The organism is Geodermatophilus amargosae (assembly GCF_041028265.1).
Taxonomy (GTDB): Bacteria; Actinomycetota; Actinomycetes; order Mycobacteriales; family Geodermatophilaceae; genus Geodermatophilus; species Geodermatophilus amargosae_A.
Map to the genome: position 1 here is coordinate 32,700 of NZ_JABGCW010000006.1, position 23,993 is coordinate 56,692.

The window sequence follows — 23,993 nt, forward strand, 5'->3', positions numbered from 1 at the left end:
CACATCACACCAGACGAGCACCCCGTCAGGGAGGAACCCGCATGACCTCGACCCTCGACGCGTCGCCCACGACGGCGGCGGCCCGCGCGCAGGAGTGGTTCGCCGCCTTCGAGGACGCGCTGAGGGCGCGGGACGTCGACCGCGCCGCCGGCCTGTTCGCCCGCACCAGCTTCTGGCGTGACCTCGTCGCGTTCAGCTGGAACGTCACCACCGTCGAGGACCGCGACGGCGTCACCGACCTGCTGCGCGCCACCCTCGACCGGACCGACCCGTCGGGCTTCGCCGTCAGCGAGCCGCCCGACGAGGCCGACGGCGTCACCACCGCCTGGTTCACGTTCGCGACGGCGGTCGGCCGCGGCCGCGGGATGGCACGGCTGGTCGAGGAGGACGGCGGGCCGCGGGCCTGGACGCTGCTGACCACGCTGTACGAGCTGACCGGGCGCGAGGAGCCGCGCGGGCCGGCCCGGCCGAAGGGTGCCGAGCACGGCGTGGACCGGGAACGGCTGACCTGGTCGGAGCGCCGCGAGCGCGAGCGGGCCGAGCTCGGCCGGAGGGAGCAGCCGTTCGTCCTCGTCGTCGGCGGGGGCCAGGGCGGCATCGCGCTGGGCGCCCGGCTGCGCCAGCTGCAGGTGCCCGCGCTCGTGGTCGACCGGCGGGCGCGCCCCGGCGACCAGTGGCGCAGCCGGTACGAGTCGCTGTGCCTGCACGACCCGGTCTGGTACGACCACCTGCCCTACCTGCCGTTCCCGGACAACTGGCCGGTGTTCGCGCCCAAGGACAAGATCGCCGACTGGCTCGAGTCCTACGTGACGGTCATGGAGGTCCCGTACTGGGGCGGCACCGAGGTGCGGCGCGCCGAGTACGACCCGGCGGCGGCGGAGTGGACCGTCGACCTCGTCCGCTCCGGCCCCGACGGCGAGCGCGAGGAGCTCACCCTGCGGCCGCGGCACCTGGTGCTCGCCACCGGGATGAGCGGCAAGCCGAACGTGCCGGTGCTGCCCGGCCAGGACGTCTTCCGCGGCGAGCAGCACCACTCCTCGGCCCACCCCGGCCCGGACGGGTACGCCGGCAAGCGGGTGGTCGTCGTCGGCAGCAACAACTCCGCCTTCGACATCTGCGGCGCGCTGTGGGAGCACGGCGCCGACGTGACGATGGTGCAGCGCTCCTCCACCCACATCGTGAAGAGCGACAGTCTGATGGAGATCGGCCTCGGCGCCCTCTACAGCGAGGAGGCGGTGGCCGGCGGCATGACCACGGAGAAGGCCGACCTGGTCTTCGCCTCCATCCCGTACCGCGTGATGCACGAGTTCCAGATCCCGCTCTACGAGCAGATGCGCGAGCGCGACGCCGACTTCTACGACCGGCTGGAGAAGGCGGGGTTCCGGCTGGACTGGGGCGACGACGGCTCCGGGCTGTTCATGAAGTACCTGCGCCGCGGCTCGGGCTACTACATCGACGTCGGCGCCGCCGACCTCGTCGCCGACGGCGACGTGCGCCTGGTGCACGGGCAGGTCGACCGCCTGACCGAGGACGCCGTCGTGCTCGGGGACGGCACCGAGCTCCCGGCCGACCTCGTCGTCTACGCCACCGGGTACGGCTCGATGAACGGCTGGGCCGCGGACCTGATCAGCCAGGAGGTCGCCGACCGGGTGGGGAAGGTGTGGGGGCTGGGCTCGGACACCACCAAGGACCCCGGTCCGTGGGAGGGCGAGCAGCGCAACATGTGGAAGCCCACGCAGCAGGAGGCGCTGTGGTTCCACGGCGGCAACCTGCACCAGTCGCGGCACTACTCGCTCTACCTGGCGCTGCAGCTGGCCGCCCGCCACGCCGGTCGGGAGACGCCGGTGTACGGCCTGGCCGAGGTGCACCACCGGCGGTGAGCCCCCCGGCGCCGGGGTGCCCCCCGCCCCCGGCGCCGGGGCCGCGGGGCCGGTCAGACGGGACGGCGGCGGAGCACGCCCTCCTGGACGACGCTGAGCACCAGCCGGCCGTCGCGGTCGAACACGCGGCCGGAGCAGATCGCGCGGCCGCCGCCCGACCAGGCGCTCTCCTGCTCGAAGCAGAGCCAGGTGTCGGCGCGGGCCGGCCCGTGGAACCAGACGGCGTGGTCGAGGCTGGCGGTGGCCAGGCCGGGCGCGCCGATCACCGTGCCGTGCGGCGCGACGGCGACCGCCAGCAGCAGCATGTCGCTGGCGTAGGCGAGCGCGCAGGCGTGCAGCCGCGGGTCGTCGGGCAGCGTCTCCCGGGAGCGGAACCAGAACCGCTGCCGCGGCGGTGCGGCCTCGCCCCGGCCGGCGGCCACCCGCGGCAGCGCCCCGTCGAAGCGGAAGTCGAACGGGTGCCGGCGGTCCAGCCACGACAGCCACTCGAGGACCGGGGCCGGGGCGCCGGTCAGCGACTCCTCCGGCGCCGGCAGCGTCTCCGGCGGCGGAGCGTCGAGCACCGGCACCTGGTGCGCGGGTCCGGTCTCGAGCCGGGCGAAGGACGCCGTGAGCACCAGGGTGGTCCGCCCGTGCTGGACGGCGGTCACCTCCCGGATGGCGTAGCTGCCGCCGTCGCGCACCCGCGTGACCGGCAGGTCGGTCGGCGCGGCCGGGTCGCCGGCGCGCACGAAGTAGGCGTGCAGCGAGTGCACCGCGCGGTCGTCGGGGACGGTCGACGTGGCCGCGAGCAGCGACTGGGCCACCACCGCCCCGCCGAACGCGCGGTCGGCCGGGACCCCGCGCGGACGGCCGCGGTACAGGTCGGGCCCGGCCTCCTCGACGTCGAGCAGGGCGACCAGCCCGCCGGGCACCGGCTCCGTCCCCGCCACCGCGCCTCCTCGACCGCCTGCCGACCGCGTGCAGTGAACCACCCGCCCCCGGCCTCCCCGGCGGTCGCGTCGTCCGGTCGCGTCGTCCGGTCGCGTCGTCCGGTCAGCCCCCGGCCAGCAGGGCGCGCACGGCCTCGACGTCGTCGGCCTGGTCCGCGGTCTTGTCCGGCCGGTACCGCAGCACGCGGGCGAAGCGCAGCGCCACCCCGCCGGGGTAGCGGGTGCTGCGCTGCGCGCCGTCGAGGGCGATCTCGACGACGAGCCCGGGCTCCAGCTCCAGGCCCCACGGGTGCTCGGCGCGGGCGTGCGCGGGGAAGGTGCGGGTCTGCCAGTCCAGCAGCTCGTCGGTCATGCCCTTGAACGTCTTGCCGACCATCACCGGCTCGCCGCCGTCGGGGTCGCGGGCGCCGAGGTGGATGTTGGACAGCGTGCCGGTGCGCCGGCCGTACCCCCACTCCGCGCCCAGGACGACGAGGTCGAGGGTGTGCACCGGCTTGACCTTCTGCCAGGCACTGCCGCGGCGGCCGGCGGCGTAGGGGGCGTCGAGGGCCTTGACCACCACGCCCTCGTGGCCCGCGGTCAGCGCCTCGTCGAGCACGGCGGCGGCCTGCTCCGGCGTCGGCCGGCGGACGCCGGGCATCCGCAGCGGCGCGTGCTCGTCGCCGGCGAGCAGCCCGGCCAGCGCGTCGAGGCGGACGGCGAGCGGCTCGTCGAGCAGGTCGCGGCCGTCGAGGTGCAGCACGTCGAAGAGGAAGGGGCTCAGCAGGACGGCCGCCTCGCCGGAGGTGCCGGCGCCGTCGCTGCCGAAGCGGCTCATCGTGTCCTGGAAGGCGCGCGGGCGGCCGTCGTCGTCCAGCGCCAGGGTCTCCCCGTCGAGGACGGCGGTGCGGCAGGGCAGCGCGCGGACCCGCTCGACCAGCTCGGGCACCCCGCCGGTCACCTCGCGCAGCGTGCGGGTCCACACCCGGACGTCCTCGCCGTCGCGGTGGACCTGGATGCGGGCGCCGTCGAGCTTGTGCTCCACGGTGACCTCGGTGCCGAGGTCGGCCAGCGCGGCGTCCAGCGAGGAGCCGGGGCTGGCCAGCATCGGCCGCACCGGCCGGCCCACCCGCAGCCGCACCGTCGACAGCGCGTCCTGCCCGCCGCCGATCGCGAGTGCGGCGGTCTCGTCCAGCCGGCCGGCGAGCATCATGGCCCGCCGCACCGCCGGCGCCGGGACGCCGGCCGCGGCCGCCACCGCGTCGAGGACCACGCCCTCCAGGGCGCCCTGCCGCAGCTCGCCGCCGACCAGCCGGACGAGGAAGCGCTGCTCCTCGGCGGTGGCGGCCGCCATCAGCCCCGCCAGCAGGGCCTCCCGGCGGGCGGCCGAGCCGCTGCCGGCGGTGCCCGCCAGCCCGGTGAGCGCCCGGTCGACCGCGGCCACGGTCAGGGACGGCGCGGCGGCGGCCGCCGCTGGGGCCTTCGCCAGGGTGCGCCAGCCGACCCCGACCCGGCCCTGCGGCAGCTCGCCGGCCAGCCACGCGGCCACCGGCCCCACCTCGCGGGGCTCCTCCCCGGCCGCGGCGGCGCGCAGGGCGGCGGCGATGGCCTGGGCCTTGGCGGTGCGCGAGCGGGTGGCCGCCACGGCGGCGGAGGCGGCGACGACGTCGGCGAGCAGCACGCGGCCATGCTCGCAGCGCCCGCCGCGTTCGAGAGGTGCGCGTCCCCCGGTCCGGTTACCGTCTCTCCCGCGTCGGAAGGGGGTGGTGGCCGGTGAACCTGGAGAAGGTCGTCTTCGGCTTCTTCGTGCTGCTCGCCGCCACGCTGAACTTCGGCTTCTTCCTCGGCGACATCTCCGACCCCCAGCTGCACAACGTCTACGAGCTGTTCGCCGCACTGGTGGTCAGCCTGATCGCCACGGTGCTGAAGTTCGGCGACCGCACCCAGATCGGCGCCGTCCACCTCGCCACCAGCCTGGTGGCCGACCTCCAGCTGGTGGCGGCCACGATGACCTGGGCCTGGGCGGTGCACATCTCCGCCGACGGGCTGACCGAGAACGCGACGGCGAGCATGGTGTCGCTGTCGGGCGGCGCGCTGCTGGCCAACGTGGTCTCGGTGGTGCTGCTCGTCGTCGAGACCGTGTCCTTCCAGCGCCACTGACCGCCGTCGACCGCCGCCGACCGCCATGGAAGCCGCGCCGCAGCCACCGGTGACCACCCGCGGCCGCCGCGTGCGCCGGCGGGCGCCGGTCGTGCCGCGCGCGGAGGGGTCGGCGACGGTGTTCGTCGTCCTCCGCCGGATGCGCGCGCCGCTGATCACGCTGATCGTCATCTTCTTCGTCAGCGTGCTGGGCCTGTCGCTGATCCCGGGCCTCGACGCCGACGGGCAGCCGGTGCGGCTGAGCCTCTTCGACGCGTTCTACGTCATGAGCTACACGGCCACGACGATCGGTTTCGGCGAGATCCCGTACGCGTTCAGCTACGGGCAGCGGATGTGGGTGACCGGGACGATCTACCTGACCGTCGTCGGCTGGGCCTACGCGATCGGCTCGCTCCTGGCACTGCTGCAGGACCGCGCGTTCCGGCAGGCGCTGGCGCTGCGCCACGTGTCCCGCAAGGTCACCCGGCTGCGCGAGCCGTTCCTGCTGATCTCCGGGTACGGCCAGGCCGGCGAGACCCTCGGGGCCTCCCTCGACGCCCTCGGCCGCCGGTTCACCGTCGTCGACATCTCGGAGAACCGCATCGACGCCCTCGAGATCGCCAGCCACCGGGCCGACGTCCCCGGGGTGGTCGGCGACGCCCGCGACCCGCACGTGCTGGGTGTCGCCGGGCTCGGGCACCCGTACTGCGAGGGCGTGCTGGCCGTGACCGGCGACGACGAGGCGAACCTCGCGGTCACCATGGCCGCCGCGCTGCTGCGTCCCGAGCTCCCGGTGGTGTCGCGCACGACGTCGGCGACGGTGGCCCAGCGGATGTGCGGCTTCGGCTCGCCGACGGTCATCAACCCCTTCGACCGGTTCGGCGACCACCTGCGGCTGGCGCTGCGGACACCGGCGTCCTACCAGCTCATGACGTGGCTGGAGAGCGGCCCGGGCGCCGAGGTCCCGCCGCGGGGCAGTGCGCCCGCGCCGGGCCGGTGGGTGGTGTGCGGTTACGGCCGGTTCGGCCGGCACTTCGCGGCCGACCTGCGCGCCGAGGGCCTCGAGGTCACCACCGTCGACCCCTCGCCGGAGGAGGAGCCGACCGTCGTCGGGGACGCCGCCGACCCGGACGTCATCCGGCGGGCCGACCTGGCGTCCGCGGTCGGCCTGGTCGCGGGCACCGACAACGACACCACCAACCTCTCGCTGGTGGCCGAGGCGCGGCGGATCAACCCCGGCCTGTTCGTCGCCGCCCGCCAGAACCAGCCCGCCGACGCCGCCCTGTTCGCCGCGATGGAGGTCGACGCGCTGCTCGTGCCCACCGAGGTGGTCGCCCACGACGCCTACGCGCGGCTGAGCACGCCGCTGCTCTGGCGCTTCCTGCGCGAGCTGCCGCGGAAGGACGACGAGTGGTCGGCCGGCGTGGTCGAGCGGCTGCTGGACGCGTGCGGCAGCCACCTCGAGGCGCTGTGGAAGGTGCGGCTGACCGCGGAGGACGCGCCGGCGCTGTACCCGCGGCTGGCCGCCGGGCGGTTCCGGCTCAGCGACCTGCTGCGCGATCCCGCCGACCGGGACCAGACCCTGCTGGCCGTCCCGCTGCTGGCGCTGCGCGACGGGGAGGCGCTGCTCGCCCCCGAGGGGGACCTGGTGCTCCAGCCGGACGACGAGCTGCTCTTCGCCGGCCGGGCCGCCGTGCACCGGGAGGTCGAGGCGACGATGTTCATCGAGGGCGTCGCCGACTACCTCGTCACCGGCCAGCGGGTGCCGCAGAGCTGGATCTGGCGGAAGCTGACCCGGTCGGCACCGGTGCCGGAGGCGACCCCCGCCTCCTGACCGCCGCCGACGGGGGGAGATCCGTGGCCGAACAGGGGCTGGGCCGGCGGCTGTTCGACGGCCTCACCGGCCGGGGGGACGCCGTCCGGCCCCCGCAGCTGCGCACCGACGACCACCGCTCGGCCTCGCGCCTGGAGCTCTTCTTCGACCTGGCGTTCGTCCTCGTCGTGGCCGAGCTGGCGATCGCCCTGCGCGAGGACGTGACCCTGCACGGGTTCCTCGTCTTCGCCGGGCTCTTCGCGACCGTGTGGTGGTCGTGGGTCAGCTCGACGCTCTACGCCAACCGGTTCGACCACGACGACGTCGTCTACCGGCTGTACAAGCTCGCCAGCATGGCGGCCGTCGTCGGGCTGGCGGCCTCGGCGTCGGAGGCGACGGGGGAGCGCTACGTCGTCTTCGTGCTCTGCCAGGTCGCGCTGCGCGTCACGCTGCTCCTGCAGTACCGCCGGGCGCACAAGCACGTGGCCGAGGCGCGGCCGATCACCCGGCTGTACCTGCTCGGCGCCGGCGCCGGTGCGACGCTGTGGGCGCTGTCGCTGGCGGTGCCGCGGCCGGCGGCCTACGCGCTGTGGGCCGGCGCGGTCCTGATCGAGGCGCTCGTGCCGCTGCTGGCGACCCGGTCGCGGAGCGACGTCCCGCTGCACGTCGAGCACCTGCCCGAGCGGTTCGCGCTCTTCGTCATCCTCGTGCTCGGCGAGCCGGTGGCCGCCGTCGCGCACGGGCTCTACGACGCGAAGTGGACCGGGTCGGCGCTGCCGGTGGCGGCGCTGGGCTTCGTGCTCGCCGCGGCCCTGTGGTGGAGCTACTTCGACCTCGCCGGCGCGCGGGCCAAGAAGCTGCTCGGCGAGGCGGGGGAGTCCAACGGCGCCCCCTCCCACGACGTCTACGTCTTCGGCCACCTCCCGCTGACGCTGGCGCTGGCCACCGTGGGCGCCGGCCTGGAGCTCGCCGTGGTGGAGGCCGCGGCCGGGGAGGTGCCGGTGGGGACCCGGCTCCTGGTGGCCGGCGGGGTCGCGGTCTACCTCACCTCGGCGAGCATCACCGCGTCGGCCATGACGGCGAACGGCCGGCGCGGGCTGTGGTGGCCGCTGCTGGCGGCGGCGGTGGCGGCGCTCGACGTGCTGCTGGAGCTGCCGGCCGTGGTCGTCATCGGTGCCCTCGCCGCGCTGGTCGCCGTCGTGGTGGTCACCGGTGCGGTGCAGCGGTCGACCGGCGACCTGGAGACCGAGGAGGTCTGAGCGGGGAGGTCCGACCCGGCGGTCCCCAGGGACCTCCGACCCTCCCGCCGGTCGTCTCCGCGGCGTGCACTGGACCCGGCGGGTCGTCGAGGACCGGCCGGGAGGTGCGCTGCGGTGGAGGCGGTCCCGGGAGGCGGCGGCATCGTCGTCGGGGTCGACGGGTCGGCGTGCGCGCGCACCGCGCTGGCCTGGGCCGGACGGCTGGCCGGCCGCGCGGGGATGCCGCTGCGAGCGGTCCGCGCCTGGAGCCTGACCACCGCGCCGCGGCCGGCCAGCTGGGAGCCGGCGTACGTGCCGCCGCTGGCCGAGTACGAGGCGGCGGTGCGGCAGGCGATCGACGACGAGGTCGCCGCCGCCGGGCTGCCCGCGGACGTCCCGGTGACCTGCTCCGCGGTGCACCGCGCCCCCGTCGACGCCCTGCTCGCCGCGGCCGAGGGCGCCGACCTGCTCGTCGTCGGCGTGCGCGGGCGCGGCGGAGCCCGAGGGCGGCTCCTGGGATCGGTGGCCGCGTCGGTGCTGCGGGCGGCGGACTGCCCGGTCACCGTCGTGCGCCCGAGCGGGACGACGCCCGGTCCGGGACCGGGCGGGACGAGGGAGGAGCGCCATGAGTCCGTCCACACCGACGCCCGGTGACGACCGGCAGCGCTGGGAGATGTCGCCGGAGGAGAAGCTGATCGCCCAGTGGGAGGCGCAGCACGACGTCGCCGCCCGCGGCTCGCGCTGCGACCCGCTCGGCCTGCAGCACCAGCTCAGCCGGGAACGCCTCGCCGACCGCACGCGGCCGCCGGCCCCCCGCGCCGCGGGCGCCACCGCGTCGCGGATGGCCGACGAGCCGGCTCCGGACGGCGAGCAGCACCCCGAGCCCCCGACGGCCCGGCGCCATCCGTGGCGGCGGTTCCACCGGCACGCCTCCGAGCACTGACTGACCCCGGCGGTCCCGGCCGCGGGACCGGGGGGCCGGGTGCACCGGTCCGGGCCGTGGGGGGAACGTGGGGGTCCTGTGGGTGGGACGTCCGCGGCGGCGCCGACAGGCTCGTCACCATGACGAACACCACCGACCGCAGCACTGCCACCGGCACCCGCACCGACGTCCGCGACATGGTCGTCGTCCACCGCGCGTTCCGCCGCGAGCTGGGGCTGCTGCCCGGGCTGGTCCGGGCCGTCGCGCCCGGCGACACCGGCCGCGCCGCCGTCCTGGTCCGGCACGCCCGGATGCTGCTGCAGGGCCTGCACCTGCACCACACCGCCGAGGACGACCTCCTCTGGCCCGTGCTCCTCGAGCGCTGCCCGCCCGACGCCGCGCTCGTGCACCGCATGGAGACCCAGCACGAGCAGGTCGAGCACCTCACCGGGCTGCTGGGCCCGGCGCTGGACCGGTGGGAGGTGGAGGCGCGGCCGGCCGTGGGCGAGGAGGTCGCCGCCACCCTCGAGGCGCTGCGCGCGGTGCTCGTCGAGCACCTGGCCGAGGAGGAGCGGGAGATCCTGCCGCTGGCCGAGCGGTACGTCACGCAGGAGGAGTGGGACCGGCTCGGCCAGCACGGCAAGGGCCAGATGTCGATGCGGGACCTGCCGCTCCTGTTCGGCTCGCTGCTGGAGGAGTGCAGCCCCGAGGAGCGCACGATGATGCTGCACGTCGTGCCGTTCCCCGTCCGGCTGCTGCTGCGGACCGTCTTCGCCCGGCAGTACCGCCGCTACGTCAGCGAGGTCCGCGGGACCGCCTGACCTCTGCGGCGAGGGTCGGGACGTCGTCCGGCCGCACCAGCCGGCCGGCGTCCCAGGCCCGGGCGAACGCCTCCTCGCCGAGTTCCGCCCGCACCGCCGGCAGCACCTGCCGGGCGAGGGCGACGTCGGGCGGGAAGGACACCGCCACCGCCGCGGCCTCCGCGGTCGCCGAGCCCGCCGCGAACAGCCGTGCCGCGAGCTCCGGCAGCCCGCGGTGCGCGGCGACGACGGCCAGCCCGGGCAGCGTGTAGGCCAGCGTCCAGGAGGTGCGGACCTCCGCGGCCAGGTCGGCGGCCTCGGCGAGCTGCGCGAGGGCGCCGGCCTCGTCCCCGGCGACCAGCGCGAGGGAGGCCTGCACGTTGAGCACCGTGGCCAGGCTGAACGGGCTGCCCAGCTCCCGGGCCAGCCGCTCGGCGTCGGCCAGGACCGCCGTCCCGCCGGCGAGGTCGCCCGACTGCAGCAGCAGCTGGCCGCGGGCGGTGACGGCGTGCGTCCGCGCCCAGGCCTGCCCGGTCCGCTCCGCCAGCCGCAGCGCCTCGGCCAGGTCCCGGCCGGCCGCGTCCAGGTCGCCGAGGAAGACCGCCGCCGAGCCGGTGAGCACCCGCGCGAGCGCCTCCAGGTCCCCGGCCCCGGCCCGTACGGCGGCCGACGCCGCACCGGCCGCCGCCTCCGCGGTCCCGGGGACGTCGCCGGCCGCATAGCGCAGGGCGGCGAGCGCCAGCAGTGCCCGGGCGTCGTCGGCCGGAGCCAGGCCGGTCCGGTCGATCCGCGCTCCCCACCCCAGCCCCTCGGCGACGTTGCCGCGCACCGCCCAGTACAGCCAGGTCGCGCCCATGACCCGGGCGGCGTCGGCCGCGCGGCCGGCGTCCACGAGCCGTCCGAGGGCCGCGCTGAGGTTGCCGTGGTCCCGCTCCAGGCGGTCCAGCCAGGCGCCCTGCACGGCGCCGGCCAGCCCGGTCTCCGCGCCGGCGGCGAGGTCGAGGGCGGCGGCCGTCGCCCGGTCGGCGGCCAGTGCCGTCTCGCCGGCCTCCTCCAGCCGCGCGGCGGCGTACTGACGCACCGGCTCCAGCAGGCGGTACCGCGCCTCGGGGCCCTCCTCGGCGACGACCAGGGACTGCTCGGCCAGGCCGCCGAGCGTGCCCAGCACGTCACCGCCGCCGGCGACCGCCTGCGCGGCGTCGAGGGTGAAGCCGCCCGCGAACACCGCCAGCCGGCGCAGGAGCTCCTGCTCGGCGCCGGTCAGCAGGTCGTGGCTCCAGTCGAGGGCGGCCCGCATCGTGCGCTGCCGCTCGGGCAGGTCCCGGGACCGGCCCGAGCCCAGCGCCTCGTCCAGCCGGCCGAGCAGGGCGGCCGGCGGCAGGTAGCGGGCGTGCGCCGCGGCCAGCTCCAGGGCCAGTGGCAGGCCGTCGAGCCGCCGGCAGATGGCCGCGACGTCGGCGGCGGTGGCGTCGGTGAGGGCGCCGGGGCGCCCGGCGGCCGCGGCGCGGTCGAGGAACACCTGCGCGGCGGGGGAGGCGGCCACGGCGCCGGCGTCGCTGCCGGCCGGCAGCGGGAGGGGGCCCAGCGGCCGCTCGCGCTCGGCCCGCACCCGCAGCGGCGCCCGGCTGGTGGCCAGCACGGCCAGGCCGGGGCAGCGCGCGAGCAGGTCGGCGACCTCCGGCGCGGCGTCGAGCACGTGCTCGACGTTGTCCAGGACGACGAGGTGGCGGCGGTCGCCGAGGCGGGCGGCCACCGCGTCGGCGACCGGGCCGGACAGCTGCCGGCCGCCGAGGGCGCGGGCCAGCGTGGGCAGCACCAGCCGCGCCTCGCGCAGCGGCGCCAGCTCGGCCACCGTGACGCCGTCGGGGAAGTCCGCCGAGACCGTGCGCGCCACCGCCAGGGCCAGCGTCGTCTTGCCGACCCCGCCGGGGCCGGTGAGGGTGACCAGCCGGGCCGCTCCGGAGCGCAGCAGGCCGGCCACCTCGGCGACGTCGTCGTCCCGGCCGAACACCGGCGCGGCCGGCGCGGGCAGGACCGGGACCCGGTCCCCGCCGGCTGCCGGGCGCGCGGCCGCGGCGAGCGCGGCGCGGGCACCCTCGTCCAGGCCGAGGGCGTCGCCGAGGGCACGCAGCGTGTGCGGGTGCGGCCGGCGCCGCTCGCCGCGCTCCAGCGCACCGACCGCCTTCGCGGTGAGCCCCGAGCGGGCGGCCAGTTCCTCCTGGCTGAGCGCGGCCCGCAGCCGCGCGCTGCGCAGCAGCCCGGCCAGCGGGCCGGGGCCGGACGTCGGGGCGCTCACCGGCCGGGAGGGTAGCGGCGGAGGACGCACCGCGCCGCCCAGCGACCGCATAAGCGTTGACGGATATAAGTGATAGCTGACAAGCTGCCGCCCGTGCACGCGTTCGACGTCCTGGGCGACCCGGTCCGGCGGCGGGTCCTCGAGCTCCTCGCCGACGGCGAGCGGTCGGCCGGTGAGGTCACCGCCGTCGTCCGGGCGGAGTTCGGCATCTCCCAGCCGGCCGTCTCGCAGCACCTGCGGGTGCTCCGGGAGAACGGCTTCGCCCGGGTCCGTGCCGAGGGCGCGCGGCGGCTGTACGCCGTGGAGCCCGCGCCGCTGCAGGACGTCGACCGGTGGCTCGAGCGGTTCCGCGGCACGTGGGACCAGCACCTCGACGCACTGGCCACCGAGCTCGCCCGCGGGCAGCGGGAGCGCCGCCTGCGCGAGGAACGCCCGCCGGGCACCGGCCCGGTGGACCCACCCGAGGAGGAGCGACCGTGAGGGACCTGCTGACCGAGATCGCCGAGACCGCACGCGAGGTCGCCCGCCGCGGCGGGGGCGAGGACGAACTGGTCGCCGTCACCGTGCGGCGCGAGTACCCGGCCGCCGTCGACGACGTGTGGACGGCCGTCACCGACCCCGCCCGCCTGGCCCGCTGGTTCGCGCCGGTCACCGGCGACCTGCGCGCGGGCGGCACCTTCGCCGTCGAGGGCAACGCCGACGGCGAGATCCGCGCGTGCTCCCCGCCCTCGACGCTGGTCCTCACCTGGGGCGCGCCGGTCAGCGTCGTCACCGTCCGGCTCACCGCGGCCGGCGGGGCCACGCTCCTGGAGCTCGAGCACACCGTCCCCGTCGCCTTCGCCGGCAGCGGCGCCGGTGCGCTGTTCGTCGGCCCCGGGTGGGACGTCGCCCTGCTGGGCCTGGGGCTGCACCTGCGCGGGGAGGACGTCGGCGACCCGGTCGCCTGGGAGGGCGGCGAGGAGGTGCGCCGCGCCGGCGCGGCCTCGATCGACGCCTGGGTGGCCACCGTGACGGCCTCGGGCACCGCGACCCCCGAGGAGGTCGCCGGCGGGGAGGTGGCGGCCCGCGCCCAGTTCACCCCGGAGCCCACCGCGGGCTGACACCGCGGGCGGGGACCGCCGCGCGGTCCCCGGCGTCGGCTCGCCGGGGACCGCGCCGTCGGCCAGAGTGATCGCGCGATCCACTCCCCGACGGAAGGCCAACCGTGCGCCCCCAGGACGACGGCGACCCGCAGCTCGCGGAGTTCGGCTACACCCAGAAGCTCGACCGGAGCATCGGGCGCTTCGCCAGCTTCGCGGCCGGGATCAGCTACATCTCGATCCTCACCGGCACGTTCCAGCTCTTCTACTTCGGCTTCGGCGCCGGCGGCCCGGCCTACGTGTGGTCCTGGCCGATGGTGTTCGCCGGGCAGCTCATGGTCGCGCTGTGCTTCGCCGAGCTGGCCGCCCGCTACCCGGTGGCCGGGTCGCTCTACAACTGGACCAAGCGGCTGGGCAGCGCGACGACGTCGTGGCTGGCCGGCTGGGTGATGCTCACCGCCTCGATCGTGACGCTGGCGGCCACCGTGCTGGCCTACCAGATCACGCTGCCCCAGCTGTGGTCGGGCTTCCAGGTCGTCGGCGACGGCACCGGCACCTACGACGTCCCCGTCAACGCCGTCGTCCTGGGCGGCGTGCTGATCCTGTTCACCACCCTGGTGAACGCCTTCGGCGTGCGGCTGATGTCCCGGATCAACAGCACCGGGGTGTTCATCGAGCTCGTCGCCGCGGTCCTGATCGTCGTGATCCTCGGGATCAGCGCCACCCGCGGACCGCAGGAGGTCCTCACCGACACCGCCGGCACGGGCGAGGGGCAGGGCCTGGGCTACCTCGGCGCCTTCCTCGTCGCCGCGCTCGCCTCCGGCTACGTCATGTACGGCTTCGACACCGCCAGCTCGCTCGGGGAGGAGACGAAGGACCCCCGCCGTACCGCGCCCCGCGCGATCATCCGGGCGATCACCGCGTCGTTCGTCCTCGGCGGGCTGATCCTGCTCTTCGGCCTGATGGCCGCGCCCGACCTCACCGACCCGCAGCTGGCGTCGAGCTCCGGCGGCCTGCAGTACGTCCTGCTGCAGGTGGCCGGCACGGGCCTGGGCAAGGCGTTCCTGCTCTGCATCGTCGTCGCGATCACCGTGTGCTGCCTGGCCGTGCACACCGCCACCATCCGGATGGCGTTCGCGATGGCCCGCGACAACGGGCTGCCCTTCAGCGCCCGGCTGGCCCGCGTGGACCCCAAGCGGCGCACGCCGGTCGTGCCGGCCGTGGTCATCGGGGTGCTGGCCCTCGGGGTCCTGGTCCTCAACATCCGCCAGCCGCAGATCTTCACCGCCCTGACCAGCATCGCCGTGGTGATGATCTACCTGGCCTACCTGCTGGTCACCGTGCCGATGCTCATCGCCCGGCTGCGCGGCCGCTGGCCGCTGCCCGCCGAGCAGGGGCGGTTCTCCCTGGGCCGCTGGGGCCTGCCGGTCAACGCCCTCGCGGTGCTCTGGGGTGCCGGCATGGCCCTGAACCTCGCCTGGCCGCGGCGGGAGGTCTACAACGCGACCGGGGAGCAGCACTGGTACCTGCAGTGGGCGGCGTTCGTGCTCATCGGCGGGATCGTCGCCGTCGGGCTGGCCTGGTACCTGCTGCGCCAGCGGTCGCGGACCGGCGTGCTGCCCGAGCACGCCCTGGCCGTCGACCCGGGATCGACGCCGCCGCCGACCCCTGCCTGAGGCGGCTGTTCGGGCAGCCCTCTCCGGTCCGACACCCGGTCCCCGGCTGCGGTCCACCTCGCGTGCGGAGGGTGGGCGGTGTCCCGCAGGACCGAACGACGGAGGACCTCAGATGACCGCCCCCACGACGTCCCGGCGAGCCGACGAGCAGCCCACCCCGGACAGCGCGACGGCGCCGGCCGCCGACCGTGCCACCGGCCCCCACAGCGACACCGACACCGACGCCGACACCCACACCGGCCCGACCGGGGACCCCGACACCGAGCTGCGCGACCTGGTGCGCACCCAGGACGACGTCACGTCGCAGGCGCGGCGCATCGTCGCCGGGCGCGTGGTGGCACAGGCGGGCGACTCCCCGGCCGCCGAGGGCGAGCGCACCGACCGGCTGGTGGCCGCGACCCGCGCCGACCTGCTCGCCGAGCTGCGCGGACAGGAGCAGGAGGAGGCCCGGCGGCAGCTCGCCGAGGCGGGACGCAACGGCGAGGACGCCGCGGCCGCCGTCGTCCGCGGGGCGACCGCGATCGTGCGGTCGGTGGTGCCGGCCGCGCTGGTGCGGCCCGAGGACCTCATCGAAGCCGCCTACGGGCTGGCCGACCAGGCCCTGCGGGTGACGCGCCGGCTCGCCCTCAGCGTGACGGCGGGCCTGCGCGACCTGGGCAACGTCGCCTGACCCGGTCGCCCTCCCCGGCGCGGTGGGCGGGGCCTAGGCCGGCCGCCCACCGCGCCCGGCCCGTCGCGCGGCCCCGCGTGCGACGGTGCGCAGCAGCCGGGCGCGCTGCGCCCCGGGCAGCGCGGTGAACACCCGCGCCATGGCCGCGGCGACGGCGGACGGCGGCGAGCCGACGTCGAGGTAGCCGGCCCACGCCCGCTCGGGCAGCGTGAAGAAGGCGGCGAAGAAGGCGTCGGTGCCCGCCGTGTCGAGCGGGAGCAGCACCTCGAGGCCGAGGCCGAGCAGCCCCGCCGTCGTCCGGGGGCGGGCCGCGCGCAGCACCGCGCGGGGGTCCCCGCCGGCCGCCAGCGCCGCCGCCACCCGCGGCCCCAGCCGCAGCGACGACGCGACGCTGTAGCCGGTGGCCGGGTGCACCAGCCCGGCCGCCGCCCCGAGGGCGGTGCCCGGCCCGGTCGCGCGCCGCGGCGCGTCCAGTGGGATGGCCACCCGCTCGGGCTCCCCGGCCAGGCGCAGGCCGTACGCGTCGAGCAGGGCGGTCAGCCGCGCCCGCAGGTCGGCCAGGGGCACCGGCGGGCGGGCGGCCAGGGAGGTCGCCTCCAGGAGCACGGTGCCGTCGTCGAGCGGCAGGCCGTAGAGGAAGGCCGGGACCGCGGCGGGATCGGCCAGCGCCGTCCAGTCCATGAGCAGCGCACCGCCGGGCGGCACCAGGTCGGGCACCGGGCCCGCCACCACCTCGCCCCAGGCCCGCTGCTGCGCCGTCCCCGGCCCGCCGCCGCGGGCGTCGAGCACCGCCCGCGCGGCCAGCCGGCCGCCACCGGCGAGGACGGCGACCTCCCGGCCGCCGTCGCCGAGGAGCCCGGTCACCCGGCCGGTCCGCACCTCGCCGCCGTGCGCGCGGAACCGGTCGAGCAGCGCGGCGTGCACGACGTCGTTGCGCAGCCGGGCGTAGCCGCGCTCCAGGCGCCGCTCGCCCCCGGCGGCCGTGCGGACGACGGTCGGGGCGTACCGCGCCGCGGCGGCGTCCGCGTCGAGCCCGAGCGGGCCTGCGGCGGCGTCGAGCTGGTCGGCCCACAGGCAGTAGGTCGGCGCCCAGGGACGCACCGACGGCGCCACCAGTGCCGTCCGCAGGCCCGCCGCGGCGCAGGCGGCCGCCGCCGACAGCCCCGCCGGTCCCGCACCCGCGACGACGACGTCGTACGGGGTCACCCGGGCTCACCGTCGACGTACACCCAGCGGCCGTCCAGCCGGCGGAACCGGCTGCCCTCGGACTGCACGTGCTCCTGCCCAGCGGCGCGGGAGTGCGCGCGGAAGGCCACCGTCCCCTCGGTGTCGAACAGCCCGCCGCCGGTGGTGGCACCCACCTCCAGGCCGGTCCAGCGCACCGCCGGGTCGAGGCCCACCGACCGCGGCCGGGTGGCCGGGTCCCAGGTCTCCCGCAGGTAGCCGGCGTCGCCGACGGCGAAGGCGCTGTACCGCGAGCGCATGAGCTGCTCGGCGGTGGCGGCGGCCGCCGTCCCGTCGTGCAGCCGCCCGCAGCACTCGGCGTAGGTCAGGCCGGTGCCGCAGGGGCAGCGTCTCGGGGGCACGTCCCGAGTGTGCCGCTCAGCTCTCCTCGAGCCAGACGGCGGTGTCCGGGGGCAGCGCCACCGAGCGGGCCGAGGTGTGCACGCCCGGGCCGGACTCCAGCAGCACGCGGCCGCGCGAGCGGACCAGCGCGGTGCCGGTGCCCATGTTGACCACGCAGCGCACCGTCCGTCCGCCGCCGGTGCAGCGCACGGTGAGGACGTCGCCGCGGGTGCTCACCGTGGCCTCGCCGCTGCCCAGCGCCGGGTTCTCGGCGCGGATCCCCAGCGCCGTCCGGTAGAGGTGCAGCACCGAGCCGGAGTCGCGGGTCTGGCGGGACACCGCGTGCCGCTTCCACTCCGCGGGCACCGGCAGCCAGGGCCGCGCCGAGCGGGCGGGGGAGAAGCCGACGCCGGCCGTGGCGTTCCACGGCATCGGCACGCGGCAGCCGTCTCGGCCGGCGCGCCGGCCGCCGCTGCGGTGGAAGATCGGGTCCTGCTTGGCCTCGTCGGGGACGTGCGCCTGGGGCAGGCCGAGCTCGTCGCCGGCGTAGACGTAGGCCGAGCCGGGCAGCGCCAGCAGCAGCATCGCCGCCGCGCGGGCGCGGGCCAGGCCGGTCTCGCCGCCGCCGAAGCGGGTGACCATGCGGTCCTTGTCGTGGTTGCCGAGCACCCACGACACCGGCGCGCCGACCCGGCCGAAGGCCTCCAGCGCGCTGCCGATCGCCTCGGCGAAGGCCGGGGTGTCCCACGTCGACTTGAGCAGCCGGAAGGACAGTGACTGGTGCAGCTCGTCGGGCCGCGAGTAGAGGGCGACCTCGTCGAGGTCGGCCAGGCAGACCTCCCCGACCAGCATGGTGCCGGGGTACTCGTCGCAGACCGCGCGCCAGCGCCGCCACACGTCGTGGACCTCGGGCTGGTTCCAGGTCATGGCCTGCTCGGGGCCGTGGCCGAACAGGGTGGGGGAGTACTCGCCCGGGTTGTCGCGCAGGCCGGCGTCCTTGTGCAGGCCGTACGCGACGTCGACGCGGAACCCGCTCACGCCGCGGTCGAGCCAGAAGCGCAGGGTCCGCTCGAAGTCCTCGGCCACGACCGGGTCGCGCCAGTTGAGGTCGGGCTGCTCGGGGGCGAACAGGTGCAGGTACCAGCGGCCGTCGGGGGTGCGCGACCAGGCCGGCCCGCCGAACAGCGAGCGCCAGTTGTTCGGCGGCTGCTCCGACGGCGGGGCGAAGTGGTAACGCGCGGCCTCGGGGGCGTCGGGGTCGGCCAGCGCCGCCTGGAACCACGGGTGCCGGTCGGAGGTGTGGTTGGGGACGACGTCGAGCACGACGCGCAGCCCCAGCTTCCGGGCGTCGGCCACCAGCGCCTCGACGTCGGACACGTCGCCGTACTCGGGGTCGACCGCCCGGTAGTCGATGACGTCGTAGCCACCGTCCGCGCCGCCCGAGGGGTAGTGCGGGTTGATCCACAGCGCGTCGACGCCGAGCCAGGACAGGTACGGCAGGCGGGCGCGCAGGCCCGTGAGGTCGCCGATGCCGTCACCGTTGCCGTCGGCGAACGAGCGCAGGTAGACCTGGTAGACGACGGCCGAGCGCCACCACGGCTGATCGGGGGACTGCTCCTGGGCGGGCGTCTCCCGGGACCACGGCTGCGCACCGGCGGCGGTGCCGGCCACGACGAGCTGAGCGGACATGCGCCCAGGATCGGCACTCTCCGTGGTCCGGTGGCAGACCATGCACGCCAAAGAGTGCCGTCATGATCGTCACGTTCCGCCGAACGCGCAGGTGCGGCCTCCGCACGGTGTCCTCACGCACACCCCGGATGGGTGACGCCTCCGCCGGCGTTGCACCAGCCGTCACACGAGTCACGAGCCGCCGTCGGACGGCGGCGAGGAGCACCTGCACCATGACCAGCCCACCGGCCTCGGCCGCCCGCACCGCCTGTCACCGCCACCCCCGGCACGTCTGGATCGCCAGCTGCCCCGACTGCACCGCCTGGTACCTCGCCGGCCTGCGGGCCGCACCGAGGGACCGGGACCGCGCCGCGTAGTCCGCGGCCCCGACGGCGCCCCTCCGGTCCCGGCCGGAGGGGCGCCGTCGTCCCCGGGACTGTTCACTGGTCGTTGAGCGTTTGACGACGCAGCCGATCGACGACGGGGGCGACCGCCCCGGGAGGAGGACCGCCGTGCACCTCGGCGTGGACAGCTTCGTGGCGGCGGTGACCGATCCGCGGACCGGCCGCCGGGTCGGCCCCGAGGAGCGGATGGCCCACCTGCTCGAGGAGATCGAGCTCGCCGACGGAGTCGGCCTGTACTCCTTCGGCATCGGCGAGCACCACCGGCCCGAGTACTACGACTCCGCGCCCCCGGTGATCCTGGCGGCGGCCGCCGCGCGCACCGAGCGGATCCGGCTCGGCAGCGCCGTCGCGGTGCTGTCGGCGGCCGACCCGGTCCGGGTGTTCCAGCAGTTCGCCACGCTCGACCTCATCAGCCGCGGGCGCATCGACCTCGTCGTCGGCCGCGGCTCCTTCACCGAGGCCTTCCCGCTGTTCGGCCTGTCGCTGGCCGACTACGACGAGCTGTTCGACGAGAAGCTCGACCTGCTGCTGCGCATCCGCGGGTCCGAGCACGTAACCTGGTCGGGCCGGCACCGCCCGGCGCTCACCGGCCAGGGCGTGTACCCGCGGCCGCTGCAGGACCCGCTGCCCATCTGGGTGGGCGTGGGCGGCACCCCGACCTCGTTCGTCCGGGCCGGGCTCCTGGGCCTGCCGCTCATGGTCGCGATCATCGGCGGCGAGCCCCGGCAGTTCGCCCCGCTGGTCGACCTCTACCGGCAGGCCGGCGCGCAGGCCGGGCACGCGCCCGAGCGCCTGCAGGTGGGGCTGCACGTGTTCGGCTACGTCGCCGAGAGCACGCAGGCGGCGGCGGACACCATCTACCCGGGCTGGCACGAGATGTTCACGGCGGTCTCCCGGGAACGCGGCTTCCGGGCGCCCACCCGCGCCCAGTTCGACGCCACCAGCGGCCCCGACGGCGCGTTCTTCATGGGCGACCCCGCCACCGTGGCCGACAAGCTGCAGCGGATCTCCGCCCAGCTCGGCGGCGTGGACCGGGTGTCGATCCAGATGACCAACCCGCGCCTGGCCCACGAGGACCTGCTGCGCGGCATCGAGCTGCTGGGCACCGAGGTCGCCCCCCGGGTCGCCGCCGGCTGAGGACCAGGGTCGGGTCCGGGTGCGGTTCCGGGCCTTCCCCGATGTGCCGGGGCGGCCCGCGGCGGGAGGCTCGTGCCATGACCACACCGACCTCCCTCCCGCCTCCCACCGGCGTCCCCGCGCGGCTGCGGCGCAGCTCCACCGACCGCATGCTCGGCGGCGTCTGCGGCGGCCTGGCCACCTACACCGGCATCGACGCCGTGCTGTGGCGGGCCGCCGTCGTCGCCCTCTCCCTCGCCGGCGGCGCCGGCCTGGTCCTGTACGCCGTCCTGTGGGTGCTCACCCCGGCCGACCCGCCCGCGCCGGGTGAGCAGCCGCGCCCGCTCGACCGGTTCGTCGACCGCCTCGCCGGACGGGCCGACGGCGCCGCCTGACCCGTCCGGTCAGCCCCCGGGCGGGAACAGCCGCGCCAGCCCGACCCGGGACCGCAGCCCGCGCTTGCGGTAGACGCTGCTCAGGTGGTGCTCGACGGTCTTCGGGCTGAGGAAGAGCCCCGCCGCGATCTCCGCGTTGGAGTGCCCCTGCGCCGCCAGGACCGCGATCCGCGTCTCCTGCGCGGTCAGGGGCTCCTCCGGCAGCGGGCGGCGCGGCCGCGCGGTCCGCCCGGTGGCCCGCAGCTCGTCCTCGGCCCGCTGCGCCCACGCGGTCAGGTCCATCGCGGCGAACGCGTCGGCCGCCGCGGCGAGCTCCTCCCGCGCCCGCGTCCGCCGTCCCGAGCGGCGCAGCCGGGCGCCGTACAGCAGCCGGGTGTGCGGCGTCTCGAAGGCGTCCGGCGCCAGGGCGTGCGCGGCCAGCGACCGCTCGAACAGCCCGGCCGCCGCGTCGTCGCCGGGACACGTCAGCGCCCGGCACCGGGCCACCAGCGCCGCCGTCGCGGGCAGCGGGGACGCCGACACCCGCTCGTACCCGGCGGCCAGCCGCGCGGCCTCGGCGACCCGGCCCAGCCCCGTCCACGCCTCCACCAGCAGCGGCGCGACGCCGAGCGGCTCGCCGAGCGCGCCGACCCCGCCGTCGGCGGCGAGCCGCGCCTCCAGCAGGCGGGCCGTGGTGGCGAGGTCGCCCCGGCACAGGGCGCAGAAGGCCTCGGTGAGCGCGAGGTGCGCGGCGACGCCGGCCGTGCCGGCGCGCCGGACCAGCGCCCGGGCGCGGTCGAGGTGCCCGGCCGCCTCGGCGTGCTGCCCGCGGGCGGCGTGCTCCCAGGCCAGCAGCTCGAGCGCGGGCGCGGCGTCGGCCACGTAGCCGAGCTGCCCGGCCAGCTCGACGGCCTCGCCGGCGTCGGCGAAGGCACCGGCGTGGTCCCCGAACAGCTGCGCCCGGCCGTGGGCGGTCATCGCGAGGACGGCGACCAGCACCCCCAGGGCGCCGACCGCCCGCGCCTCGCGCAGCCGGCGCTCCACCACGGGCACGGCGCCGGGCACGTCGGCGCTCCAGCCCAGGCCGAGCACCACCAGGGGCAGCAGCCGGGGCTCGGCGCGCAGCTCCGGCTCGGCCTCCATGGTGTCCAGCGCCCGCTGCAGGCAGGCCCGGCCGCGCTCGGGATCGCCGGCGTGCACGGCGGCCATGCCGGCCACCCAGGCGGCGAGGGCACGCTGCAGGGCGTCGCCGTCGTCGGTGACCCCGGCGATCCGCCGCGCCGTGTCCTGCATCCCCGTCACGTCACCCAGCCGGTGCTCGACGACGGCCAGGTCGGTGAGCACCCAGGCGGCGGTCCGCCCCTCGGCGAGCCCGGCGGCCGAGCGCAGCAGGTCGCGGGCGGCCGGCACCGAGCCGCAGTCCTGCTCCACCCGGCCCAGCACCTGCAGCACCTCGGCACGGACGGCGTCGGTCGCCGCGCCCCGCAGGACCCCGCCCGCCAGCGCGCGGGCGCGGGCGGTGTCCCCGCCGACGGCGGCGTCCCGGACGGCGCCGGCCAGCAGGCCCCCGGCCCGCCGGGCGTCGCCGGTCAGTGCGGCCGCGCGCTCGAGGGCCGCCGAGGAGGCGGCGTACCCGCGACGGTCGCGCGCGCGACCGGCCACGGCCGCCAGCTCCCCGGCCAGCGCCTCGTCGGGGCCGGTCGTCGCCAGGGCGCGGTGCCACACGCGGGCGAGGTCGTCCCCGGTCCGGGCGGTGTCGGCCAGCAGGCGGTGCGCCCGCCGGCGGTCGGCGGGCGTCGCGCGGGCCCACACCAGGCTGCGGAGCACCGGGTGCCGGAAGGCGACGGCGTCGCCGTCGCGGACGACGACGCCTCGCTGCTCGGCGGCGTCGAGGGCGGCGGCGGGGTCGGTGCCCGTCCGGGCGAGGGCGGCGGCCACGGTGACGCCACTGCCGTCGAGGGCGGCGGCCAGCAGCAGCAGCGCCTCGCGGGCGCCGGCCGGGAGCTCCGCCAGGTCCGGCTCGAGGGCGCCGGTCAGGACCGGTCCGGCCGGCAGCTCGGCGGGCAGCGGCTCGGCGCCCGCGCGCTGCGCCGGGGTCAGCGCGGCGGCGCTCTCGAGCAGCGCGAGCGGGACCCCGCCGAGGCGGTCGGCGAGCCGGTGCGCCACCGGCGGGGCCACGGTGCGGGTGAGCAGGGCGCGGGCGGCCTCGGGGGTCAGGGCGGGCACGCGGAGGAGGCCGGCACCGGCGACCGGGCCGGGGCCGTGCCGCCGCGCGGCGAGCACCGCCACCCGGTCGCCGTGCATCCGTCGGGCGGCGAACAGCAGCGCGCCCGCCGACTCCGGATCGACCCACTGCAGGTCGTCGACCAGCACCAGCAGCGGAGCCGTCGTGGCGGCCGCGGCGAGCAGGGAGAGGGTGCCGGCGGCGACGAGGTGCCGTTCGCCGGGGACGTCGGCCGGGCCCCAGCCCAGGGCCGCCGCCAGCGCGGCCGCCTGACCGGGCGGGACCTCGGCCAGGAGGGGCCGCAGCGGGGTCAGCAGCTCCAGCAGGGCGGCCTGCGGCAGGGCGGCCTCGGACTCGATGCCGCGGGCGCGCAGCACGAGGAACCCCGTGGCCCGCCCGGCCACCGCCCGCAGCAGCGCCGTCTTGCCGACGCCCGCCTCGCCCTCCAGCACGAGCAGTGCGGGGCGGCCGGCGCGGGCGCCGTCGAGGAGGCGGTCGATCCCCGCGAGCTCCGCCGCGCGGCCCACCAGGTCGGGGGTTTCCCCCGACGCGACGGGATCCCCGCCGGACCGACGCTCGTCCGGCAGGGACCCCTCGGGAGGACGCGATGACGCAGACCCAGACCCAGACCCAGACACCGCCCCGGACGCTATCGCCGATCGGTGTCCAGCTCAGGTGGCTCGCGTGCCTCTTCGGAGCTCCGCTCGACCCCCGGCTGCTGCCGTGGAGGAGCCCGCGATGAGCACCCCGGTCGTCGACCACGTCGCCCTGACGGTGACCGACCTCGACGTGAGCGAGCGCTTCTACCGCGAGCTGCTCGACCTCGTGCGGCTGGCCGACTTCGGCGAGGTCCGCGTGCTCGTGCACCGGGCCAGCGGGTTCACCCTCTCGCTGGCCCGGCACGGCGACGCAGGCGGGTGCTTCGACGAGACCCGCACGGGCCTGGACCACCTCGGCTTCGCCGCCGCCTCGCGCGCGGAGCTCGAGGCGCGGGAGGCGCAGCTGCGCGGCATGGGGGCGCGGTACACGCCGATCCGCGACATGCCCTTCGGCTGGCACCTCAACCTGCGGGACCCCGACGGGATCGCGCTGGAGTTCTTCGCGGCCGGGCCGCTGCTGGCCGCCGGGCTGGCGGAGCTGCGGGACGGCGACCTCGACCAGGCCGGGATCGACGCCCGCGCCCGGGAGTACCTGGCGGCCGCCGGCGCCTCCTGACG

General features: G+C 77.2%; 22 protein-coding genes. 15 read left to right on the top strand and 7 right to left on the bottom strand.

Annotated features, from left to right (window positions below; genetic code table 11):
* Positions 1-41 precede the first annotated feature (41 nt).
* Entirely contained in the window at positions 42-1,880 is a 1,839-nt protein-coding gene (locus tag HLV61_RS09790; RefSeq protein ID WP_369254775.1) for a flavin-containing monooxygenase, read from the top strand.
* A gap of 53 nt (positions 1,881-1,933) precedes the next feature.
* Here HLV61_RS09790 and HLV61_RS09795 read toward each other — a convergent pair whose 3' ends face one another.
* Together HLV61_RS09795 and HLV61_RS09800 are read right to left on the bottom strand one after the other, a co-directional pair.
* A complete protein-coding gene (locus HLV61_RS09795) occupies positions 1,934-2,812 on the bottom strand; it encodes an acyl-CoA thioesterase (protein WP_369254777.1) in 879 nt (292 codons plus the stop codon).
* Positions 2,813-2,915: 103 nt separating this feature from the next.
* On the bottom strand, positions 2,916-4,472 hold the full coding sequence (locus HLV61_RS09800) for an ATP-dependent DNA ligase (RefSeq protein ID WP_369254779.1): 1,557 nt from the start codon (positions 4,470-4,472) through the stop codon (positions 2,916-2,918).
* A gap of 92 nt (positions 4,473-4,564) precedes the next feature.
* Here HLV61_RS09800 and HLV61_RS09805 point away from each other — a divergent pair, with 92 nt between their 5' ends.
* The 6 genes from HLV61_RS09805 (at position 4,565) to HLV61_RS09830 (ending at position 9,724) form a co-directional block, all read left to right on the top strand.
* Entirely contained in the window at positions 4,565-4,951 is a 387-nt protein-coding gene (locus HLV61_RS09805) for a DUF6394 family protein (RefSeq protein ID WP_369254781.1), read from the top strand.
* 49 nt (positions 4,952-5,000) lie between these two features.
* Positions 5,001-6,764, top strand: a complete 1,764-nt coding sequence (locus HLV61_RS09810; protein ID WP_369254783.1) for a potassium channel family protein — start codon at positions 5,001-5,003, stop codon at positions 6,762-6,764.
* Between the two features lie 23 nt (positions 6,765-6,787).
* A complete protein-coding gene (locus HLV61_RS09815; protein ID WP_369254785.1) occupies positions 6,788-8,002 on the top strand; it encodes a low temperature requirement protein A in 1,215 nt (404 codons plus the stop codon).
* 114 nt (positions 8,003-8,116) lie between these two features.
* Positions 8,117-8,635 (top strand): universal stress protein, encoded by a 519-nt coding sequence (locus HLV61_RS09820; protein WP_369254787.1) that lies wholly within the window; start codon positions 8,117-8,119, stop codon positions 8,633-8,635.
* Entirely contained in the window at positions 8,607-8,924 is a 318-nt protein-coding gene (locus tag HLV61_RS09825; protein WP_369254789.1) for a hypothetical protein, read from the top strand. Before HLV61_RS09820 ends, HLV61_RS09825 begins: the two co-directional genes overlap by 29 nt.
* Before the next feature lie 119 nt (positions 8,925-9,043).
* Positions 9,044-9,724: a hemerythrin domain-containing protein gene (locus HLV61_RS09830; protein WP_369254791.1), complete on the top strand. Its 681-nt coding sequence runs from the start codon at positions 9,044-9,046 to the stop codon at positions 9,722-9,724.
* Here HLV61_RS09830 and HLV61_RS09835 read toward each other — a convergent pair.
* Positions 9,699-11,999: an ATP-binding protein gene (locus HLV61_RS09835; RefSeq protein ID WP_369254793.1), complete on the bottom strand. Its 2,301-nt coding sequence runs from the start codon at positions 11,997-11,999 to the stop codon at positions 9,699-9,701. The genes HLV61_RS09830 and HLV61_RS09835 overlap by 26 nt on opposite strands.
* Before the next feature lie 69 nt (positions 12,000-12,068).
* On the opposite strand from HLV61_RS09835, the gene HLV61_RS09840 reads away from it, so the two are divergent.
* The 4 genes from HLV61_RS09840 (at position 12,069) to HLV61_RS09855 (ending at position 15,424) form a co-directional block, all read left to right on the top strand.
* The gene (locus HLV61_RS09840; protein WP_369254795.1) at positions 12,069-12,479 is read left to right on the top strand and encodes an ArsR/SmtB family transcription factor; all 411 of its coding nucleotides are present in this window, start codon (positions 12,069-12,071) and stop codon (positions 12,477-12,479) included.
* A complete protein-coding gene (locus HLV61_RS09845; protein ID WP_369254797.1) occupies positions 12,476-13,099 on the top strand; it encodes an SRPBCC family protein in 624 nt (207 codons plus the stop codon). Before HLV61_RS09840 ends, HLV61_RS09845 begins: the two co-directional genes overlap by 4 nt.
* Positions 13,100-13,203: 104 nt before the next feature.
* Positions 13,204-14,754, top strand: coding sequence for an APC family permease (locus tag HLV61_RS09850; protein WP_369254799.1), 1,551 nt, complete (start codon positions 13,204-13,206; stop codon positions 14,752-14,754).
* Positions 14,755-14,866: 112 nt separating this feature from the next.
* The gene (locus tag HLV61_RS09855) at positions 14,867-15,424 is read left to right on the top strand and encodes a hypothetical protein (RefSeq protein WP_369254801.1); all 558 of its coding nucleotides are present in this window, start codon (positions 14,867-14,869) and stop codon (positions 15,422-15,424) included.
* Positions 15,425-15,457: 33 nt separating this feature from the next.
* Here HLV61_RS09855 and HLV61_RS09860 read toward each other — a convergent pair whose 3' ends face one another.
* Genes HLV61_RS09860 through HLV61_RS09870 form a run of 3 tightly spaced genes read right to left on the bottom strand, consistent with a single transcriptional unit; the run spans position 15,458 to position 18,679 of the window.
* The gene (locus HLV61_RS09860) at positions 15,458-16,630 is read right to left on the bottom strand and encodes a lycopene cyclase family protein (RefSeq protein WP_369254803.1); all 1,173 of its coding nucleotides are present in this window, start codon (positions 16,628-16,630) and stop codon (positions 15,458-15,460) included.
* Positions 16,627-17,010, bottom strand: coding sequence for a YchJ family protein (locus HLV61_RS09865; protein ID WP_369254805.1), 384 nt, complete (start codon positions 17,008-17,010; stop codon positions 16,627-16,629). The genes HLV61_RS09860 and HLV61_RS09865 overlap by 4 nt, the downstream gene beginning before the upstream one ends.
* A gap of 16 nt (positions 17,011-17,026) precedes the next feature.
* Positions 17,027-18,679 carry a glycoside hydrolase family 13 protein gene (locus HLV61_RS09870; RefSeq protein WP_369254807.1) on the bottom strand — a complete coding sequence of 551 codons (1,653 nt, stop codon included), beginning with the start codon at positions 18,677-18,679 and terminating at the stop codon, positions 17,027-17,029.
* Positions 18,680-18,891: 212 nt separating this feature from the next.
* Here HLV61_RS09870 and HLV61_RS09875 point away from each other — a divergent pair, with 212 nt between their 5' ends.
* The 3 genes from HLV61_RS09875 to HLV61_RS09885 all read left to right on the top strand — a co-directional run bounded on the left by HLV61_RS09875 (position 18,892) and on the right by HLV61_RS09885 (position 20,573).
* A complete protein-coding gene (locus tag HLV61_RS09875) occupies positions 18,892-19,035 on the top strand; it encodes a hypothetical protein (protein WP_369254809.1) in 144 nt (47 codons plus the stop codon).
* Positions 19,036-19,170: 135 nt separating this feature from the next.
* On the top strand, positions 19,171-20,199 hold the full coding sequence (locus HLV61_RS09880) for an Atu2307/SP_0267 family LLM class monooxygenase (RefSeq protein WP_369254811.1): 1,029 nt from the start codon (positions 19,171-19,173) through the stop codon (positions 20,197-20,199).
* A gap of 77 nt (positions 20,200-20,276) precedes the next feature.
* Complete coding sequence (locus tag HLV61_RS09885) at positions 20,277-20,573, top strand: PspC domain-containing protein (protein ID WP_369254813.1); 297 nt, start codon at positions 20,277-20,279, stop codon at positions 20,571-20,573.
* Between the two features lie 9 nt (positions 20,574-20,582).
* On the opposite strand, the gene HLV61_RS09890 is transcribed toward HLV61_RS09885, so the two are convergent.
* Entirely contained in the window at positions 20,583-23,303 is a 2,721-nt protein-coding gene (locus HLV61_RS09890) for an AAA family ATPase (RefSeq protein WP_369254815.1), read from the bottom strand.
* Positions 23,304-23,514: 211 nt separating this feature from the next.
* On the opposite strand from HLV61_RS09890, the gene HLV61_RS09895 reads away from it, so the two are divergent.
* Positions 23,515-23,991, top strand: coding sequence for a VOC family protein (locus HLV61_RS09895; protein ID WP_369254817.1), 477 nt, complete (start codon positions 23,515-23,517; stop codon positions 23,989-23,991).
* Positions 23,992-23,993: the final 2 nt, after the last annotated feature.

Bases quoted from the DNA above. Each gene is read 5' to 3' on its own strand.
- HLV61_RS09790 (WP_369254775.1), top strand. From the start codon at position 42: ATGACCTCGACCCTCGACGCGTCGCCCACGACGGCGGCGGCCCGCGCG.
- HLV61_RS09825 (WP_369254789.1), top strand. From the start codon at position 8,607: ATGAGTCCGTCCACACCGACGCCCGGTGACGACCGGCAGCGCTGGGAG.
- HLV61_RS09830 (WP_369254791.1), top strand. From the start codon at position 9,044: ATGACGAACACCACCGACCGCAGCACTGCCACCGGCACCCGCACCGAC.
- HLV61_RS09855 (WP_369254801.1), top strand. From the start codon at position 14,867: ATGACCGCCCCCACGACGTCCCGGCGAGCCGACGAGCAGCCCACCCCG.
- HLV61_RS09870 (WP_369254807.1), bottom strand. From the start codon at position 18,679: ATGTCCGCTCAGCTCGTCGTGGCCGGCACCGCCGCCGGTGCGCAGCCG.
- HLV61_RS09875 (WP_369254809.1), top strand. From the start codon at position 18,892: ATGACCAGCCCACCGGCCTCGGCCGCCCGCACCGCCTGTCACCGCCAC.
- HLV61_RS09885 (WP_369254813.1), top strand. From the start codon at position 20,277: ATGACCACACCGACCTCCCTCCCGCCTCCCACCGGCGTCCCCGCGCGG.
- HLV61_RS09895 (WP_369254817.1), top strand. From the start codon at position 23,515: ATGAGCACCCCGGTCGTCGACCACGTCGCCCTGACGGTGACCGACCTC.